This is a genomic window from Rhizobium sp. GCM10022189 (assembly GCF_042656325.1).
In the GTDB taxonomy this organism is placed as follows: domain Bacteria; phylum Pseudomonadota; class Alphaproteobacteria; order Rhizobiales; family Rhizobiaceae; genus Rhizobium.
In genome coordinates this window covers 827,646-842,906 of record NZ_JBHSOR010000049.1, presented here as the reverse complement: position 1 = coordinate 842,906, position 15,261 = coordinate 827,646, and the positions used below count along the sequence as shown (strand labels likewise).

Below are 15,261 nucleotides of genomic sequence, written 5' to 3'. Positions count from 1 at the left end.
CATTCCCGGAAAATGATAGCGGCGCGGCGAACGAAGGCAAGATCGCAGCAGCAAGAGCAGCCGCCGAGGGCTGCTCTTGCTGCGGCTTCAGGCTGCGCGTGACGCCTTCTGGTTTGCCGCGGATGTCGCAAGCTTCGTCAGGATCTGGTCGGTCTTGCCTTCTTCCTGCAGCGTCTGGTCGAGAAGCGTGACCGCCTCCTTGAAGCCGAGCGTCTGCGCCCAGGTCTTCAGCGTTCCATAGCGGGCGATCTCATAATGCTCGACGGCCTGGGCCGAGGAGATCAGGCCGGCATCGATGGCGGGCGTGCCCTTGAATTCCTCGATGATTTCCTCGCCTTCGGCGATGATGCCCTGGATCGCCTCGCAGGTCTTGCCCTGTGCGCGTTTGCCGATGATTTCGAAGACCTGCTGCAGCCGCTCGACATGACCCTCGGTTTCCTCGCGGTGTTTTTCGAAACCCGCTTTCAACTCCTGGGACTGGGCGGCACGCGCCATCTTCGGCAGGGCGCGCAATATCTGGCGCTCGGCGAAATAGATGTCCTTGAGCGTATCGTAAAACAGATCTTCCAGCGTCTTTTCCTTGGCCATGGTTCCGTTCCTTTCTTGGGGATTTGCGCCCTTGGGCGACATTTCCTAGAAGTTGGCACCGGGCTAATTGTTCCCGCATTTTTCGGGTGGCCCCCCTGCATCGTCCGGGCGATGCTGCCGTCGGGAATCGGGAGGAGCGCGCATATGAAGAAACCGGGATCGATGAAGGGGCTCGAGGATCTTGGCCGGGTGCGGCTGTCGAAGAACTTCTTCCTTCGCGATTTCCTTCACTCGGAAATCGCCGATTTCTACCGTATCCCGAATATCCCGGACGATCCCGATCTCGCCATCGAAACCGGCCGGCGCCTGTGCGAGGAATTGCTGGAGCCGCTGGAAGCGACCTTCGGGCGCCTGCATATCCGCTCCGGTTATCGCTCGCCCGCCGTCAACCGCTTCGGCAACGAGAACGGGCTGAACTGCTCGACCAACGCCGCCACGGCCGCCCATCACATCTGGGACGCCAGGGATTTCGACGGCTGCATGGGGGCCGCCGCCTGTATTGCCGTGCCGTGGATGGTCGATCACTACAGCGATGAAAGCGACTGGCAGCGGCTTGCCTGGTGGATCCACGACCACCTGCCCTATGCCTCGCTCTGCTTCTTCCCGAAGCTATGGGCCTTCAACATCCAGTGGCATGAACGCCCGAAGCGGGTGATTCAGAGCTACGTGCGCCCGCGCGGTATCCTGACCAAGCCGGGCATGGCGAACTGGGAAGGGGATCATTCCGAATGGTATAAGGGCTTTCCGCCGCTTAGAAATTGATGCGGTAGCGGATGTGGCCCTCGCTCTTGACGTAGGTGTCGTAAAGCGAGCGGGCTGTCTTGTTCTGCTCGTTCGTATGCCAATAGAGCCGCGACCAGCCGTTCTTTGCGCAGAGCGCCACGAGGTCGTCCATCAAGGCCCGGCCGATGCCCTTGCCGCGCACATTCTTGGATACGAAGAGGTCTTCGAGATAGCAGTCCTTGCCACGGATCCATGTGCCTTCATGGGTCAGGCACAGTGCGAAGCCCACGACCTCGCCATCGAGTTCGGCAACCCGCATGAAGATTGCCGACGCCGGATCGAAAACCCGGCGCCAGGTGGAATCGGTGATGTCGGCATCGACGGTGACTTCGTAAAAGGCGAGATAGTCTGCCCAGAGCGCGCGCCAGCGCGTCTCGTCCTCGGGTCTCGCATCGCGGATCGTCGCGGTCATGCCGTCACCTCGTTTCAGGCGCCTGCCTGATCAAGCAGCGCCATTGCCTCGTCGGAAAGCTTGAGCGTTGCGGATTTCACCAGGCTTTCGAGCTGGGAGAGGCTCGTAGCGCTGGCGATCGGCGCCGTCACGCCCTTCTTGCGCAGGAGCCACGCAAGCGAGATTTCCGCCGGCCTGGCGCCGGTCTCGGCCGAGATCTTGTCGAGGGCGGCAAGAATGCGCATGCCCTTGTCGTCGAGATATTGCGCAACGCGGCCTTCACGGGCGCAGCCTTCCGTATCCGCCTTGCTGCGGTATTTGCCGGAGAGGAAGCCGGCGGCGAGGCTGAAATAGGTGATAACGCCGATGTCCTCCTTGATGCAGAGATCGGCAAGCGGGCCTTCGAAGCTCGAACGTTCGTAGAGATTATATTCCGGCTGCAGCGCCTGATAGCGCGGCAGGCCCGCCTTGTCGGCGGCGTCGAAAGAGGCCTGCAGCTGGGCCGCGTCGTAGTTCGAGCAGCCGACGGAGCGGATCTTGCCCTGTTCGAGAAGCTTGGCATAGGCGCCAAGCGATTCCTCGTGCGGCGTATCGGCATCCGGCCAGTGCGACAGGTAGAGGTCGATATAATCGGTCTGCAGCCGGCGCAGCGAATCCTCCACCGCCTTCAGGATATAGTTCGCCTTCAGCGTCTTGCCCTGGCCCATGTCCGAACCGACCTTGGTGATGATGACGGCCTTGTCGCGCGAGAGCTTTGCCTTCTTCAGCCACTTGCCGATGATCTCTTCGGAATCGCCGCCTTTGTTGCCCGGCACCCAGGCGGAATAGACGTCGGCCGTATCGATGGTGTTGAGACCGGCATCGAAGAAGGCGTCCAGGATATCGAAGGACGTTTTCTCGTCGGCCGTCCAGCCGAAGACATTGCCGCCGAAAACGATCGGCGAGACCGAAAGACCTGTTTTTCCAAGCCGGCGCATCTGCATGGCGCTCTCCCAAAATATTGAAGTGATTGAAATCAGAGGAAACGGCAGAACGCCGTTCGCGAGTAACCTAGCGCGGAGCGCCTTCGAAGGAAACCAAACTTCCGTGATCGGCCGTCGCGCCATTGCGCCGCATGAGGCGGCTGAATAAGGTGCGCCCGATCGAGTTCAGGAGGATGTCTCATGTTGCGTTTCGGTATTCTTTCAACGGCCAAGATCGGCCGCGACAACGTCGTTCCCGCCATCCAGGACGCCGAAAACTGCGTCATCACGGCAATTGCCAGCCGCGATTTTGCGCGCGCCCGGGACATGGCGGACCGCTTCTCCGTGCCGCACGCCTTCGGTTCCTACGAGGAAATGCTGGCATCCGATACGATCGATGCCGTCTATATTCCGCTGCCGACCTCCCAGCATGTCGAATGGTCGATCAAGGCAGCGGACGCCGGCAAACATGTGCTCTGCGAAAAGCCGATCGCGCTGAAGGCATCCGAGATCGATGATCTTATCGCCGCTCGCGACCGCAACAAGGTCGTCATCAGCGAAGCCTTCATGGTCACCTATGCGCCGGTCTGGCGCAAGGTCCGCTCGCTGCTGCAGGAGGGGGCGATCGGCGAGCTTCGCCATGTCCAGGGCGCTTTCACCTATTACAACCGCGACCCCGGCAACATGCGCAACATTCCGGAACTTGGCGGCGGCGGCCTGCCCGATATCGGCGTCTATCCGGTCATCAGCACGCGCTTTTCCACCGGCAAGGAACCGTCCTGGGTGCAGGCCATCACCGAGCGTGACGCGGAATTCGGCACCGATATCTATTCCAGCGTGAAGGCCGATTTTGGTGATTTCGAGCTGAGCTTCTACATCTCCACGCAGATGGCCGGCCGCCAGGTCATGGTCTTCCACGGCACGGACGGCTATATCGAGGTCAAGTCGCCCTTCAACGCCAATCGCTGGGGACCCGAGGAAATCGAAGTGACCAATCGCGGCCACAACGAATCCCGCATCATCCGCTTCCAGGATAGCCGGCAGTACAGGTGCCAGGCGGAGGCTTTTGCCCGCGCCGCGGCTGGCGAGAAGGAAGAAATCGTCACGCTGGAAGATTCCAGGCTCAACCAGAAGGTCATCGATGCCATCTATCGCGCCAGCGAGCAGGATGGCTGGGAAGCCGTCTGAACCCTATTCGGCTTTGCCGCGGAAGACGAAGCGGGAATAGCCGAAGAAGCTGAAGAACATCGACGCTGCGGTCGCGAGCACCATTGCGATCAGCGGCTGCAGCGCCGGCAGCGACAGGAGCAGCGCCGAATAGAGCCCGTAATTGACAAGGGCCGCCGTCACCCCGACCGAGCCGTAGCGGAAGCCTTCCGCCGCCAGCGACCGGCCTGACCGGTCGAAGGTGAAGGTCCGGTTGAAGGCCCATGTCGTCGCCATCGCCAGCGCAATGGCAATCAGCCGGGCAATGAAGGGACCGAGCGGCGTCAGGTGCAGAAGGGCAGCAAGCACGCTCGCATCGACGATGAAGCCCAGTCCACCGGCGATCGCGAAGCGAATGAGCTTCTTCATGCGGCATCGGCCTTTTTGCCATCTAGCGTCATTGGCGCGCTCTTATCCCTTGCTGAGACCGGCGCTGCCAGGCTCATATAGTGGATGCGCAATTGCTCGGCCCGCGCCCGTGCAACGGAGTCCAGAATGACGCCGGCCGTAAACAGCATGATGGAGATCATTGCGAGCGCTGTCGAGAGCACCCAGGTCGGCATGCGGCTGACGAGGCCGGTCGCGAAATATTCCGCCAGCACCGGCCCCATGAAGCCGAGGCTTGCCAGCATGAAGAGGGCGCTGATCGTGCCGAAGAAAGCAAAGGGCCGCGTCTCCTTCATCAGCATGGCAAACATCCAGAGGATCTTGCTGCCATCGCGGAAGGTCGAGAGCTTGGAATGCGAACCTTCCGGGCGCCTGCCGTAGTGCAATTCCAGCTCGCTGACAGGCAATTTCAGCCGCGACGCATGCACCGACATTTCCGTCTCGATCTCGAAGCCGCCGGAAACCGCCGGGAAGCTTTTGACGAAGCGGCGCGAGAAGGCGCGGTAGCCGGAGAAGATATCGGTAAAGTCAGGCCCGAAGATCGCGCGGTAGAGGATGTTGAACAGCCGGTTGCCGAGGGCGTGACCCTGCCGGCCGGCATCGTCATGCACGCCGCGCCGGGTCCCGACCACCATGTCGGCCCGTTCGGTCAGCAGCGTCCGCACCAGCTCTTCGGCATCCTCCGGCGCATAGGTCCCGTCGCCGTCGGCGATGATGTAGATGTCGGCGTCGATATCGGCGAACATGCGCCGCACCACATGGCCCTTGCCCTGGCGCCGCTCCCGCACGACATGCGCGCCGGCAAGCATGGCATGCAGCGCCGTGCCGTCGGTGGAATTGTTGTCGTAGACATGGATATGCGCGTCGGGCAGCGCTGCCCGGAAACCTCTGACGACAGAACCGATCGTCGCCGCTTCGTTGTAGCAGGGCAGCAGAACGGCAATATCAGGACTTTCGCTGAGCGATCGCGCCATGGGGTTACACTCGTCACAAAGAAACCACGGCGAACTTACGCCATGCAGCGTTAACAAGCCCCTATGAGAAACAGGAGCCGTCACTCCCTGTGGTTTACACTTTCTTGACAAGCCAGGGCTAAGGTTGCCCATCACGTAAACGACCTGGCTATCATGATGAACGCAGTGCAGCCGATCGCCAAGGCGCAATCCGCATCGGCGAGGTCCGGTCTCATCGGCAGCATCCGGCAGATGCTGGTGCATCTTCTGCCGTCCGCCCTCATCTACACCCTTGTCCTGATCGGCGTCATCACCGTCATGAAATATGCCGGCGGGCCGGTCGATTATGTCGGCCCCGACAATGACGACGGCATGCGCCTCGTGGAGGTCAGGGATTTCCTGAACGGGCAGGGCTGGTTCGATCTGATGCAGTATCGGCTCGGCCTGGGCGAGGGTACGCTGATGCACTGGTCGCGGCTGATCGACCTGCCGATTGCCACGCTGATCCGCGTCTTCGGCCTCTTCCTCGGCCATGACGGCGCGGAAGCTGCGGCACTCCTGGTCTGGCCGCTGTCGCTCGTTTTCCCCGCCATGCTTGCCATGGGCCTTGCCGGCCGGCGTGTCGGCGGCCTTGCCGGCATGCACCTGTCCTTCTGTTTTGCCGGCATGGCGATCTATACCGGCAATCGCTTTGCGCCCGGCGCCATCGATCATCACAACGCCCAGCTCGCGCTGGTCGCGACCATGGTGGCAATGCTCTTCGATGAAAAGCAGCGCGCGTGGAACTATGCCGTTGCTGGCGCTTCGGCCGCAGTGGCAATCGCCATCGGCGCGGAGACCACGCCGTTCGTTGCCATCTATTGCCTGGTCGTGGCGCTGCTCTGGGTCTGGGAAGGCGAACCGTTTGCCGCCGCTGCCAAGGCTTTCGGGCTCAGTCTTGCCGTCACCATCAGCATCCTCTTCTTCGCGACAGTGCCGCCGCAGCGCTATTCGGCGGTGACTTGCGACAATCTCTCGCTCGGCTTCTATAGCCTGGCGACGATCGGCGGCGGTCTGCTGCTCGCCTCCGCGATCTTTGCCAGCCGTCTCGGCCGCGGCTTGCGTTTGGCCGTGCTTGCGGTCGTCGGCGCTGCCGTCTTCGGGTCGGCCCTGGTCATTGCGCCTGAATGCCTGCACAACCCGCTCGCCGATCTCGATCCCATGCTGGTCGAGCTCTGGCTGCGCAATGTCTCGGAAGCGCAATCCGTTCTCGCGCTCAGCCGCAGAGATCCCTTTTCGGTCGGCGCATTTTATGCGCCTGGCCTGTTCGCGATCGCTGTCTGCATTTTCCGCGCCCTGCAGGGAGATCGCGTGCAGCTCCACCTCGTGCTTCTGGCGCTTCTGAGTGTCAGCTGGGCCGTCGCTCTGGTCCAGGTCCGGGGCGCCGTCTTCTCAAACCTCTTGTCCATCCTGCCGCTTGCCCTGCTCATCATCGACGTGCGCCGCATGTCGAACGGCGACAGCGAAAATGCCGCGGCTGCCCTCGTCTATATCCTGACGGTTCTGGCAAGCGTGCCGGCCGTGTGGGCCGTCGGCGGCGCGCTCGTCGAAATGCAGGTCAACAAGACGAAGAATGCGCAGGAGGCCGAAAGTCCTTCATGTTCCTCCAGGCAGGCGCTCGCTCCGCTTGCCGGCCTGCCTGCGGGACTTGTTTCCGCGCCGTCGGAAATGGGCGTGCCGATCCTGCGCTACACCGCCAACCGTGTTTTGTCGGCCCCCTATCACCGCAACCAGGGTGGCATGTTGACCGAGATGCATATCGGGCTGGCGGAGCCGCAGGAGGCGGAAGCGTTTCTGAAGGGGGCGGGCGTCACGATACTTGCCTTCTGCCCGGATGATCTGCAGACCAGCGAGATCGCCAGATTGAAGCCCGACGGGCTTTATGCGCAGCTTGGCAAGGGCAATGTTCCGGCCTATCTCGACCCGCTGCCGAAGGCCGCCGACAGCGGCGTCCAGTTCTTCCGCTACCGTATGACGTCGAACTGACGCTTGTTTTCAGGAGTGGACGCGTACGGCCCGCAGACGGTCGGTGGTGAACAGGCCGCCGAGATAAAGCAGAAGGCCGGCATTGTAACCGATGATCGTGTAGAGAAGTGCCAGGAATGACACGGCGCCGCCGGAGGCGATGGCAGCGGCAGCAAAGGTCAGGCCGATCAACATGGCGACGATTGCGATAACACCGGCCGAGCGCATGAGGCCGACGGTGAGGCCCAATGTGGTTGCTGTCAGGATGATCATGTCGTCACCTCTTCTTCAGGTCGTTTGCGAGGAGCCTAGGGGTCCTCCGCTAACAAAAGTTTATTTGCCACCCTTAACGAAAGCTGCACTTGCGGCCATGGTTACGGATGCGTTCACCTGACGGCATTTCCTCCGGCTCGCGCCGGGCACCTGTGTCGATACGGATCAACTCTGTTACAGGCTGAAAAGTTCCGTTACTTTTTCGCTTACGTAAACGGAACTTTCCGGCTGCACCATCGGCGTTGGAACGAAGCAGCATCACGCTGACACTTCGATCGCGCCTGATCGACCGGTTTTCGGAAAGAGGGCGAGCCGAAACCTGTGCGGTTGAGCAAGAGCGACAATACGGGAAGCGATCCCTCCCGCGCCATTCATCGACGGGGAATTTTCACTGTCACCAGCATGCTCATTTTTCGGGTCGGTGTTCGCCACTCCCTACGAACGTGAATGATACTAAGATTTTTTTTGGAGGAGCGATATCCCTATTTCTTGGGTCTCTCACCGATTTTTGAACAAAAAGCCGCCCTTCTCCGGCCCCGACCTTTCCGTTTGGCGGTGTTCAAAATAAAAAGGGGGGATGAGCAATGTCCTTGACGGCGATTCGCCCACCAATCTTGCGGAATATTCGGTCTCGGAGCTTTCCGGTTCCATCAAGCGGACCGTCGAGACAGCCTTCGATCAGGTGCGTGTGCGCGGCGAGATTTCCGGCTATCGCGGCCCGCATTCCTCGGGCCATGCCTATTTCTCGCTGAAGGACGACCGCGCGCGTATCGACGCGGTCATCTGGAAGGGCACTTTTTCCCGCCTGAAATTCCGCCCGGAAGAGGGCATGGAGGTGATCGCGACCGGCAAGGTCACGACGTTCCCCGGCTCCTCCAAATACCAGATCGTCATCGAGACGCTGGAGCCGGCCGGTGCCGGCGCGCTGATGGCGCTGATCGAGGAACGCAAGCGCCGGCTCGGCGCCGAGGGCCTTTTCGATCCCGCGCGCAAGAAGCGCCTGCCGTTCATGCCAAAGGTGATCGGCGTCGTGACCTCGCCGACCGGCGCCGTCATCCGCGATATCCTGCATCGCATCTCCGATCGTTTCCCGGTTCACGTCGTCGTCTGGCCGGTCAAGGTGCAGGGGGAGGGTTCCGGCGAGGAAGTGGCGAACGCCATCCATGGCTTCAACGCACTGGAGCCCGGCGGCGCCATCCCGCGCCCCGATGTGCTGATCGTCGCCCGCGGCGGCGGTAGCCTCGAAGATCTCTGGAGTTTCAACGACGAAATCGTCGTGCGCGCCGCAGCCGATAGCCGGATTCCGTTGATCTCGGCTGTCGGTCACGAGACGGACTGGACCCTGATCGATTACGCCGCCGATGTCCGCGCCCCGACGCCGACGGGTGCCGCCGAAATGGCCGTTCCCGTGAAGGCCGAGCTTGATGCGCAGGTGGCTGGCCTTACCGCGCGCCTGCAAGGCGCCGTCAGCCGCCAGATGGATCAGCGCCGCCAGTCCGTCCGCGCCCTGATGCGCGCCCTGCCGTCGCTCGATCAGCTGCTGGCGCTGCCCCGCCGCCGTTTCGACGAGGCCGCGACCGGCCTGGGCCGCGGGCTGGAACTCAACACCATCAACAAGCGCCGCGGTTTCGAGCGTGTCGCCTCGCATCTGCGCCCGGACGTGCTCTCCAACCGCATCACCGAGCGTCGGCAGCTTCTGAACGAACGCATGGCCCGGGCCGAGCGAACGGTCGAGCGCCTGCTCGATCGTTCGAAATCGCGTATCGAACGCGCCGAGGCCATTTTGGCCTCTTTGCCGGCCCGACTGAAAACGCAGACCGACCGCGGTCGTGAACGCCTCGGCAATCTCTCGCGTCATGCCGATACGGCGATCCGCCACCAGCTGACGCGTGCCCGCGCCGAGCTTTCCGCGCAGGATCGCGTTCTTCAGTCTCTCTCCTACAAAAACGTGCTGAAGCGCGGCTATGCCGTCATCCGCGACGAGGAGAACAGGCCGATTTCGCAGGCATCGGCGCTCTCCGCCGGCATGGGCATCGCCATTGAATTTGCCGACGGGCGTGTCGGCGCCATGACGACAGAGGGCGGCGCTGCGCCATCGGGAACCAGGAAGCGCGCCGCCAGGGCCGGCGAGCCGCCGAAGCAGGGAAGCCTGTTCTAGCAATGCGGATCCTGCTGGTCCTCGCCCATCCGCTCTCGGAAAGCTTTGCCGCCTCTGTGGCGCGTACCGCCCGCGAGGCGCTCGAAGCCTCCGGCCATACCGTCGATCTTCTGGATCTCTATGCCGAAGATTTCGATCCGCGCCTGTCCGAGGCCGAAAGGAACGGCTATTTCGATCTGCCCTACGATACGTCCGCCGTCGCCGGCATCGTCGCCCGATTGAAAGCGGCTGACGGCCTGGTTCTGGTCTTCCCGCAATGGTGGTTCAATTTTCCGGCCATCCTGAAGGGTTTCTTCGATCGCGTCTTTGCGCCGGGCGTGGCCTTCACCCACGATGCCGCCGGCGGCCGCATCGTGCCGCAGCTCACCAATATCAGGCTTCTCTACGCACTGACGACGACGGGCTCGCCCTGGTGGCTGGTGCATTTCTATATGGGCAATCCCGTCCGTCGGCTGCTGAAGCGTGGCATCGCCAATTTCTGTTCGAAGAAACTCGTCTTCCGCATGATCAGCCTGCATGACATGGACCGTGCGACGCAAGCCAGACGCAGGGCGCACCTGGAACGCATCCGCAGGGCGCTCGCGGCCGTCTGACTATTCGAAATCAGACAGGAATTTCTTGAGCAGCCGGTCGAGCGCTGCCTTGTCCTCGGCCGTCAGGTTGCGCGTCAGCCGCTGCTGGTTGGCGACATGCGCGCCGACCGCCTCTTCCACCGCCGCCAAACCCTTCTCGGTCAGCGCAATCAGCACGCTGCGCCGGTCTTCGGGATTGAACAGCCGTTCCACGAAGCCGGCCTTTTCCAGCTGATCGATCCGGTTCGTCATCGTACCGGAACTGACCATCGTCATGCCGAGCAGTTCTCCGGGCGAAAGCCGGTAGGGCGGGCCGGAGCGGCGAAGCGTGGCCAGCACGTCGAAGGCGGAGGAGGAGAGACCGTGTTCGAGCAGAACCGCTTCCACCTCGCGGGCGATATGCGTCGTCAGCCGCTTCAGCCGGCCGAAGATGCCCATGGGCTCGACATCCAGCTCCGGCCGCTCGCGCCGCCATTGCGCCAGGATTCTGTCGACGTGATCTTCCCCGCTCTTGTCCATGTCGCATCGATACCAGCAGATATCTTGACGTCAAGATAAAATCCGCTATCCTGAATTTATCTTGACGTAGAGATTCTTGATATGAAGACAAATTCACGCCATGCCGCCGATGTGATGACGACTGCGATTGCGCCGGCCATCTGGGGCAGCACCTATTTCGTTACGACGTCCTTTCTGCCGCAAGGTTATCCGCTGACATCAGCGATGCTGCGCGCGCTGCCGGCCGGGCTGCTTCTGCTGCTGATTGTGCGCAAATTGCCGGCGGGCAGCTGGTGGGGCCGCGCCTTCATTCTCGGCGCGCTGAACTTTTCGTTCTTCTGGGCCATGCTCTTCGTTTCGGCCTATCGCCTGCCCGGCGGCGTGGCTGCGACGGTCGGCGCCGTGCAGCCACTGATCGTCATTGCGCTCTCGCGCCTCTTCCTTGGCAAGCCGATCCGCTTCATGGCCGTTGCCGCCGGTCTGATCGGCATGGCAGGTGTGGCGCTGCTGGTGCTGACGCCGAAAGCGGCACTCGATCCCGTCGGCGTTGCCGCAGGTCTTGCCGGCGCGGTCTCCATGGCTTTCGGCACCGTGCTGACCCGCCACTGGCAGCCGCCCGTCTCCAGCCTGACCTTTACGTCCTGGCAATTGACCGCAGGCGGCATCCTGCTCGTGCCTGCGGCCTTTTTCCTGGAGCCGGCGCTTCCCATGCCGACGCTGGCCAATATCCTCGGCATCGCCTGGCTCGGCCTCGTCGGAGCTGCCTTCACCTATATTTTGTGGTTCCGCGGCCTCTCGCGCATAGAGCCTTCGGCCGCGGCCTCGCTCGGCTTTCTGAGCCCGCTCGTCGCGACGCTGCTTGGCTGGCTGGCGCTCGGCCAGAGCCTGACGCCAACCCAGATCTCGGGCTTTGCCATGGTGTTGTTCAGCGTCTGGCTCAGCCAGCGCAGCCTGATGCCGAAGGCGAGCGTTCCTATGCCCACTCGCCCTGGCGCATCACCGGCACCCGCGAGCCGTCAGGCTTGATGCCGTCGATATCGACCTTGTCGGAGCCGATCATCCAGTCGATATGGATCAGGCTGGAATTGCCGCCCTGCGCCCTGATCTGCTCCTGGCTCAGCGAAGCGCCGTCGAGGAAGCATTTCGAATAGCACTGGCCGAGCGCGATGTGGCAGGAGGCGTTCTCGTCGAACAGCGTGTTGTAGAAGAGGATGCCGCTTGCCGAAATCGGCGAGGAATGCGGCACCAGCGCCACTTCGCCCAGCCGGCGCGCGCCCTCGTCCGTATCGAGCACCTTGTTCAGCACCTGCTCGCCGCGCGAGGCCTTGGCTTCGACGATGCGGCCGCCCTCGAAGTGAACCCGGATATTGTCGATCAACGTGCCCTGATGCGAGAGCGGCTTGGTGCTGGACACATGGCCCTCCACGCGCAGCGCATGCGGCGTGGTGAAGACTTCCTCGGTCGGGATGTTCGGATTGCAGGTAACGCCGTTCTTGGCCGTCGAGGAGCCGCCGTGCCACTCGTGGCCGTCCGCCAGGCCGACGGTCAGGTCCGTGCCCGGGCCGGTGAAATGCAGCGAGGCGAAACGCTCGCCGTTCAGCCAGGACGAGCGCTTGGCGAGATTGGCATTGTGCTCGGCCCAGGCGGCGATGGGATCGGGCACGTCGACGCGCGATGCCGCAAAGATCGCCTTGGCGAGTTTGGCGACGGCGATTGCCTCGGGATCGTCAGGGAAGACGACCTTCGCCCAGGAGGGATTGGGGTAGGAGACGATGTTCCAGTTGATATCGAAATTGGAGATCTTTTCCAGCGCCGGCTTGTAAGCCGTGGAATTGGCGCGGTTGGCGCGGCCGACCTTGCTGGGGTCCTGCTCGGCCAGCAGCATCGGGTTGTCGCCGGCAACGGCAAGACGGGCGGCACCGTTTTCATAGGCTTTCGCCATGCCGTCATAGAGCCAGCCGGAAGCCCGGTCGAAGCTTTCGTCGCTGCCGTACTGGTAGCGGGCAAGCGTCGTCTCCTCGTCGGAATAGAAGGTGGAAACGAGGCCGGCGCCCGAGAGATAGGCGTGTTTGGTAATCAGCCGTACCAGCGGCAGCGCCACGACCGGGGCGGTGATGACGAGATCCTGCCCTTGCTGCAGCTGCAGGCCGACCTTGATGGCGACTTCCGCGAGCTTCTCGAGTCTGGCGGGATCAACGGTGTTCTGGCTCTGGGGCATGAAAGTCATGGTTCAACCTGCCTTCTGTCATCGACGGTGGGAGGCTGGAAGACTTAGACCCGTTTGCGGCGAAAATGAAGCGCGCCGCAGCCGAAATGATGCGGCCGGACAGATGTCCGGCCGCGCTGAAACATGCCTCTTTCAGGCTGCGACAGACTGCCTGAGCAGGATGGAATTGTGCTGTCTGAGGAATTCCCTCAGCCGGGAAGAATAGTCGTCGCCGACGGCCCCCTTGACGCTTGCGCGCTCGCAGAGCGCCTTGCGCCAGCGCTGCACTCGCTCCAGCCCGTCGAAGATGCCGCTGTCGCCAAGCGTGTCGAAAAGATCGAAATAGCGGAACACGGGCGCAAAGACGGCATCGACGAGGCTGAAGCTGGCGCCGGAAAAATACGGTCCGTCGGCCAGTGCCGCTTCAACCGTCTCGAACTTGGCGGCGAGGGCCTTGCGCTTGGTCTCGAGCTGCAGCGCATCCTCGGCCGTTTCATAACCCCAGAGATCGGAAAGCACCGACGAGCCGAATTCCATCCAGCCGCGGTGGCGGGCACGCGCCAGCGGATCGGCGGGATGCAGGGCTGCACCCGGCTGCGTTTCCTCCAGATATTCGCAGATAACACTGCTTTCAAACAGCACGGCCTCGCTGCCGTCCGCTTGCTCGATCCGCAGCAGCGGGACTTTGCCGAGCGGCGAGATTTTCAGGAACCAGTCCGGCTTGTTGGCGAGGTCGATATTGATGCGCTCGAAAGGCACCTGTTTTTCAAGAAGCGCGATCGCGGCCCGCTGCACATAGGGGCAAAGGTGGTGGCTGATCAGGGTAAGCTTGCTCATGGCGATCTCCGGGGCCGCGCCATGCGGCCGATAGATGGACGACAAAGTAGATGCAATTGCATATAATAGCTGTTGCGTCGCCGATCAAGTTAAATGTAATTGCATCTATGTCCGATGAGCACCCAAGACCGAGCGATGCCGCCACCAGCGCATGGATACACGTCATGCGCGCCCGCGACCGTCTGCTCGCCGCGATCGAGGCCGATCTGAAGACGGCAAAAATGCCGCCGCTTTCCTGGTATGATGTCCTCTGGGAGCTGGCGCGCTCGCAGGACGGGCGATTGCGTCCCTATGAGATCGAGGAACGGACGCTGCTTGCGCAATATAACCTGTCGCGTCTGGTGGACCGGCTGGAAAAGGAGGGCCTGGTCCGCCGAGAGACATTCGACGAGGATGCACGCGGCCGCTGGGTGGTGATCACCGATGCCGGGCGTCGGTTGCGAGAGCGCATGTGGGCGGTCTACGCGAAATCCATCGAGGCGAATATCGGCTGCAGGCTTACAGAGCGTGAGGCGAATACCATAACGGCCTTGCTCGCGCGTTTCCTTTGATCAGGCGATCAAGGGCGCGCCGGCCGCCTTCAGCACCTTCAGCGCGTCCTTGGGGTCCAGCCGAACCTGCAACCCGCGCTGCCCGCCATTGATGTAGACCTGCGCCTCGGCAAGCGCGGTTTCTTCGATCGCCGTGGGAACGGTCTTCTTCTGCCCGAAGGGGCTGATGCCGCCGACATGGTAGCCCGTCAGCCGCTCCGCGTCGGCCGGCTTCATCATATTGGCCGATTTGCCGCGAAAGGCGCTGGCAAGCTTTTTCATGCTGACCTCGCGGTCGGACGGTACGACCACGCAGACCGGCTTCCCGTCCACTTCCGCCATCAGCGTCTTCAGGACGCGATGCGGCTCCTCGCCGAGCGCCTCGGCGGCCTGCAGCCCGACACGCTCGCCGTTCGGATCATAGTCATAGGTATGGACCGTGAAGGCGATGCCGGCCTGCGTGAGAACCTGGGTGGCGCGGGTGGTCTTCGACATGGCTCAGCCCTTGAACGTCTGCGCGTAATTCTCCGGCTTGAAGCCGATCAGCAGCTTGCCGTCCGCTTCCAGCACCGGCCGCTTGATCATCGAAGGCTGGTCGAGCATGAGGGCGATCGCCTTCTCGCGGTCAAGGTTTTCGCGCGCCGCGTCCGGCAGGCTGCGGAAGGTCGTGCCGGCGCGGTTCAGCACCGTTTCCCAGCCGGCCTCGTCGGTCCAGCGTTCCAGATGCGCCCGATCGATGCCGGCGGCCTTGTAGTCATGAAACGCGTAGGCAACGCCGTGGCTGTCCAGCCAGCTGCGGGCCTTCTTCATCGTGTCGCAATTCTTGATCCCGTAGATGGTGATGGCCATGCCGGTTCGATCTCCCTGTTTCGGCAGGGAGATATCATGGCGGATGAGCGCTGCAAACGCCGTC

The 15,261-nt window shown here is 62.4% G+C and carries 18 protein-coding genes; 7 read left to right on the top strand and 11 right to left on the bottom strand.

What is annotated here, in order from left to right; translation table 11 throughout:
• Window positions 1–87: 87 nt before the first annotated feature.
• The gene (locus ACFPWW_RS25245; RefSeq protein ID WP_112705720.1) at window positions 88–588 is read right to left on the bottom strand and encodes a ferritin-like domain-containing protein; all 501 of its coding nucleotides are present in this window, start codon (window positions 586–588) and stop codon (window positions 88–90) included.
• A 144-nt stretch (window positions 589–732) separates the two neighbouring features.
• Here ACFPWW_RS25245 and ACFPWW_RS25240 point away from each other — a divergent pair, with 144 nt between their 5' ends.
• Window positions 733–1,350, top strand: coding sequence for a hypothetical protein (locus ACFPWW_RS25240; protein WP_377313718.1), 618 nt, complete (start codon window positions 733–735; stop codon window positions 1,348–1,350).
• Here ACFPWW_RS25240 and ACFPWW_RS25235 read toward each other — a convergent pair.
• Together ACFPWW_RS25235 and ACFPWW_RS25230 are read right to left on the bottom strand one after the other, a co-directional pair.
• Window positions 1,340–1,783 (bottom strand): GNAT family N-acetyltransferase, encoded by a 444-nt coding sequence (locus ACFPWW_RS25235; protein WP_377313716.1) that lies wholly within the window; start codon window positions 1,781–1,783, stop codon window positions 1,340–1,342. The two genes, ACFPWW_RS25240 and ACFPWW_RS25235, sit on opposite strands and share 11 nt — an antisense overlap.
• A 14-nt stretch (window positions 1,784–1,797) precedes the next feature.
• Window positions 1,798–2,745, bottom strand: coding sequence for an aldo/keto reductase (locus ACFPWW_RS25230; RefSeq protein ID WP_377313714.1), 948 nt, complete (start codon window positions 2,743–2,745; stop codon window positions 1,798–1,800).
• 180 nt (window positions 2,746–2,925) lie between these two features.
• Here ACFPWW_RS25230 and ACFPWW_RS25225 point away from each other — a divergent pair, with 180 nt between their 5' ends.
• On the top strand, window positions 2,926–3,912 hold the full coding sequence (locus ACFPWW_RS25225; protein ID WP_377313712.1) for a Gfo/Idh/MocA family protein: 987 nt from the start codon (window positions 2,926–2,928) through the stop codon (window positions 3,910–3,912).
• 3 nt (window positions 3,913–3,915) lie between these two features.
• Here the strand turns inward: ACFPWW_RS25225 and ACFPWW_RS25220 are convergent, their stop codons facing one another.
• Entirely contained in the window at window positions 3,916–4,299 is a 384-nt protein-coding gene (locus ACFPWW_RS25220) for a GtrA family protein (RefSeq protein ID WP_112565158.1), read from the bottom strand.
• Complete coding sequence (locus ACFPWW_RS25215; protein ID WP_113499006.1) at window positions 4,296–5,291, bottom strand: glycosyltransferase; 996 nt, start codon at window positions 5,289–5,291, stop codon at window positions 4,296–4,298. The genes ACFPWW_RS25220 and ACFPWW_RS25215 overlap by 4 nt, the downstream gene beginning before the upstream one ends.
• Before the next feature lie 156 nt (window positions 5,292–5,447).
• Between ACFPWW_RS25215 and ACFPWW_RS25210 the strand changes: the two genes are divergently transcribed.
• The gene (locus tag ACFPWW_RS25210; RefSeq protein ID WP_377313849.1) at window positions 5,448–7,295 is read left to right on the top strand and encodes a hypothetical protein; all 1,848 of its coding nucleotides are present in this window, start codon (window positions 5,448–5,450) and stop codon (window positions 7,293–7,295) included.
• A gap of 9 nt (window positions 7,296–7,304) precedes the next feature.
• On the opposite strand, the gene ACFPWW_RS25205 is transcribed toward ACFPWW_RS25210, so the two are convergent.
• Window positions 7,305–7,547 (bottom strand): hypothetical protein, encoded by a 243-nt coding sequence (locus ACFPWW_RS25205; protein WP_112755215.1) that lies wholly within the window; start codon window positions 7,545–7,547, stop codon window positions 7,305–7,307.
• 577 nt (window positions 7,548–8,124) lie between these two features.
• Here ACFPWW_RS25205 and xseA point away from each other — a divergent pair.
• Together xseA and ACFPWW_RS25195 are read left to right on the top strand one after the other, a co-directional pair.
• On the top strand, window positions 8,125–9,705 hold the full coding sequence (gene xseA, locus ACFPWW_RS25200; protein WP_112755217.1) for an exodeoxyribonuclease VII large subunit: 1,581 nt from the start codon (window positions 8,125–8,127) through the stop codon (window positions 9,703–9,705).
• Window positions 9,706–9,707: 2 nt separating this feature from the next.
• The gene (locus ACFPWW_RS25195) at window positions 9,708–10,298 is read left to right on the top strand and encodes an NAD(P)H-dependent oxidoreductase (protein WP_113412579.1); all 591 of its coding nucleotides are present in this window, start codon (window positions 9,708–9,710) and stop codon (window positions 10,296–10,298) included.
• On the opposite strand, the gene ACFPWW_RS25190 is transcribed toward ACFPWW_RS25195, so the two are convergent.
• Window positions 10,299–10,796 (bottom strand): MarR family winged helix-turn-helix transcriptional regulator, encoded by a 498-nt coding sequence (locus ACFPWW_RS25190; protein ID WP_377313709.1) that lies wholly within the window; start codon window positions 10,794–10,796, stop codon window positions 10,299–10,301.
• Between the two features lie 81 nt (window positions 10,797–10,877).
• On the opposite strand from ACFPWW_RS25190, the gene ACFPWW_RS25185 reads away from it, so the two are divergent.
• On the top strand, window positions 10,878–11,801 hold the full coding sequence (locus ACFPWW_RS25185) for an EamA family transporter (protein ID WP_377313707.1): 924 nt from the start codon (window positions 10,878–10,880) through the stop codon (window positions 11,799–11,801).
• Here ACFPWW_RS25185 and ACFPWW_RS25180 read toward each other — a convergent pair.
• The gene (locus tag ACFPWW_RS25180) at window positions 11,749–13,002 is read right to left on the bottom strand and encodes an aminopeptidase (protein ID WP_112565172.1); all 1,254 of its coding nucleotides are present in this window, start codon (window positions 13,000–13,002) and stop codon (window positions 11,749–11,751) included. The two genes, ACFPWW_RS25185 and ACFPWW_RS25180, sit on opposite strands and share 53 nt — an antisense overlap.
• 132 nt (window positions 13,003–13,134) lie before the next feature.
• Complete coding sequence (locus ACFPWW_RS25175; protein ID WP_377313705.1) at window positions 13,135–13,818, bottom strand: glutathione S-transferase family protein; 684 nt, start codon at window positions 13,816–13,818, stop codon at window positions 13,135–13,137.
• 107 nt (window positions 13,819–13,925) lie between these two features.
• On the opposite strand from ACFPWW_RS25175, the gene ACFPWW_RS25170 reads away from it, so the two are divergent.
• The gene (locus tag ACFPWW_RS25170; protein WP_112565176.1) at window positions 13,926–14,369 is read left to right on the top strand and encodes a MarR family winged helix-turn-helix transcriptional regulator; all 444 of its coding nucleotides are present in this window, start codon (window positions 13,926–13,928) and stop codon (window positions 14,367–14,369) included.
• Here ACFPWW_RS25170 and ybaK read toward each other — a convergent pair whose 3' ends face one another.
• Both ybaK and ACFPWW_RS25160 read right to left on the bottom strand, forming a co-directional pair.
• Window positions 14,370–14,843 (bottom strand): Cys-tRNA(Pro) deacylase, encoded by a 474-nt coding sequence (gene ybaK, locus ACFPWW_RS25165; protein ID WP_377313703.1) that lies wholly within the window; start codon window positions 14,841–14,843, stop codon window positions 14,370–14,372.
• A 3-nt stretch (window positions 14,844–14,846) separates the two neighbouring features.
• Window positions 14,847–15,197, bottom strand: a complete 351-nt coding sequence (locus ACFPWW_RS25160; RefSeq protein ID WP_112565180.1) for an ArsC family reductase — start codon at window positions 15,195–15,197, stop codon at window positions 14,847–14,849.
• Window positions 15,198–15,261: the final 64 nt, after the last annotated feature.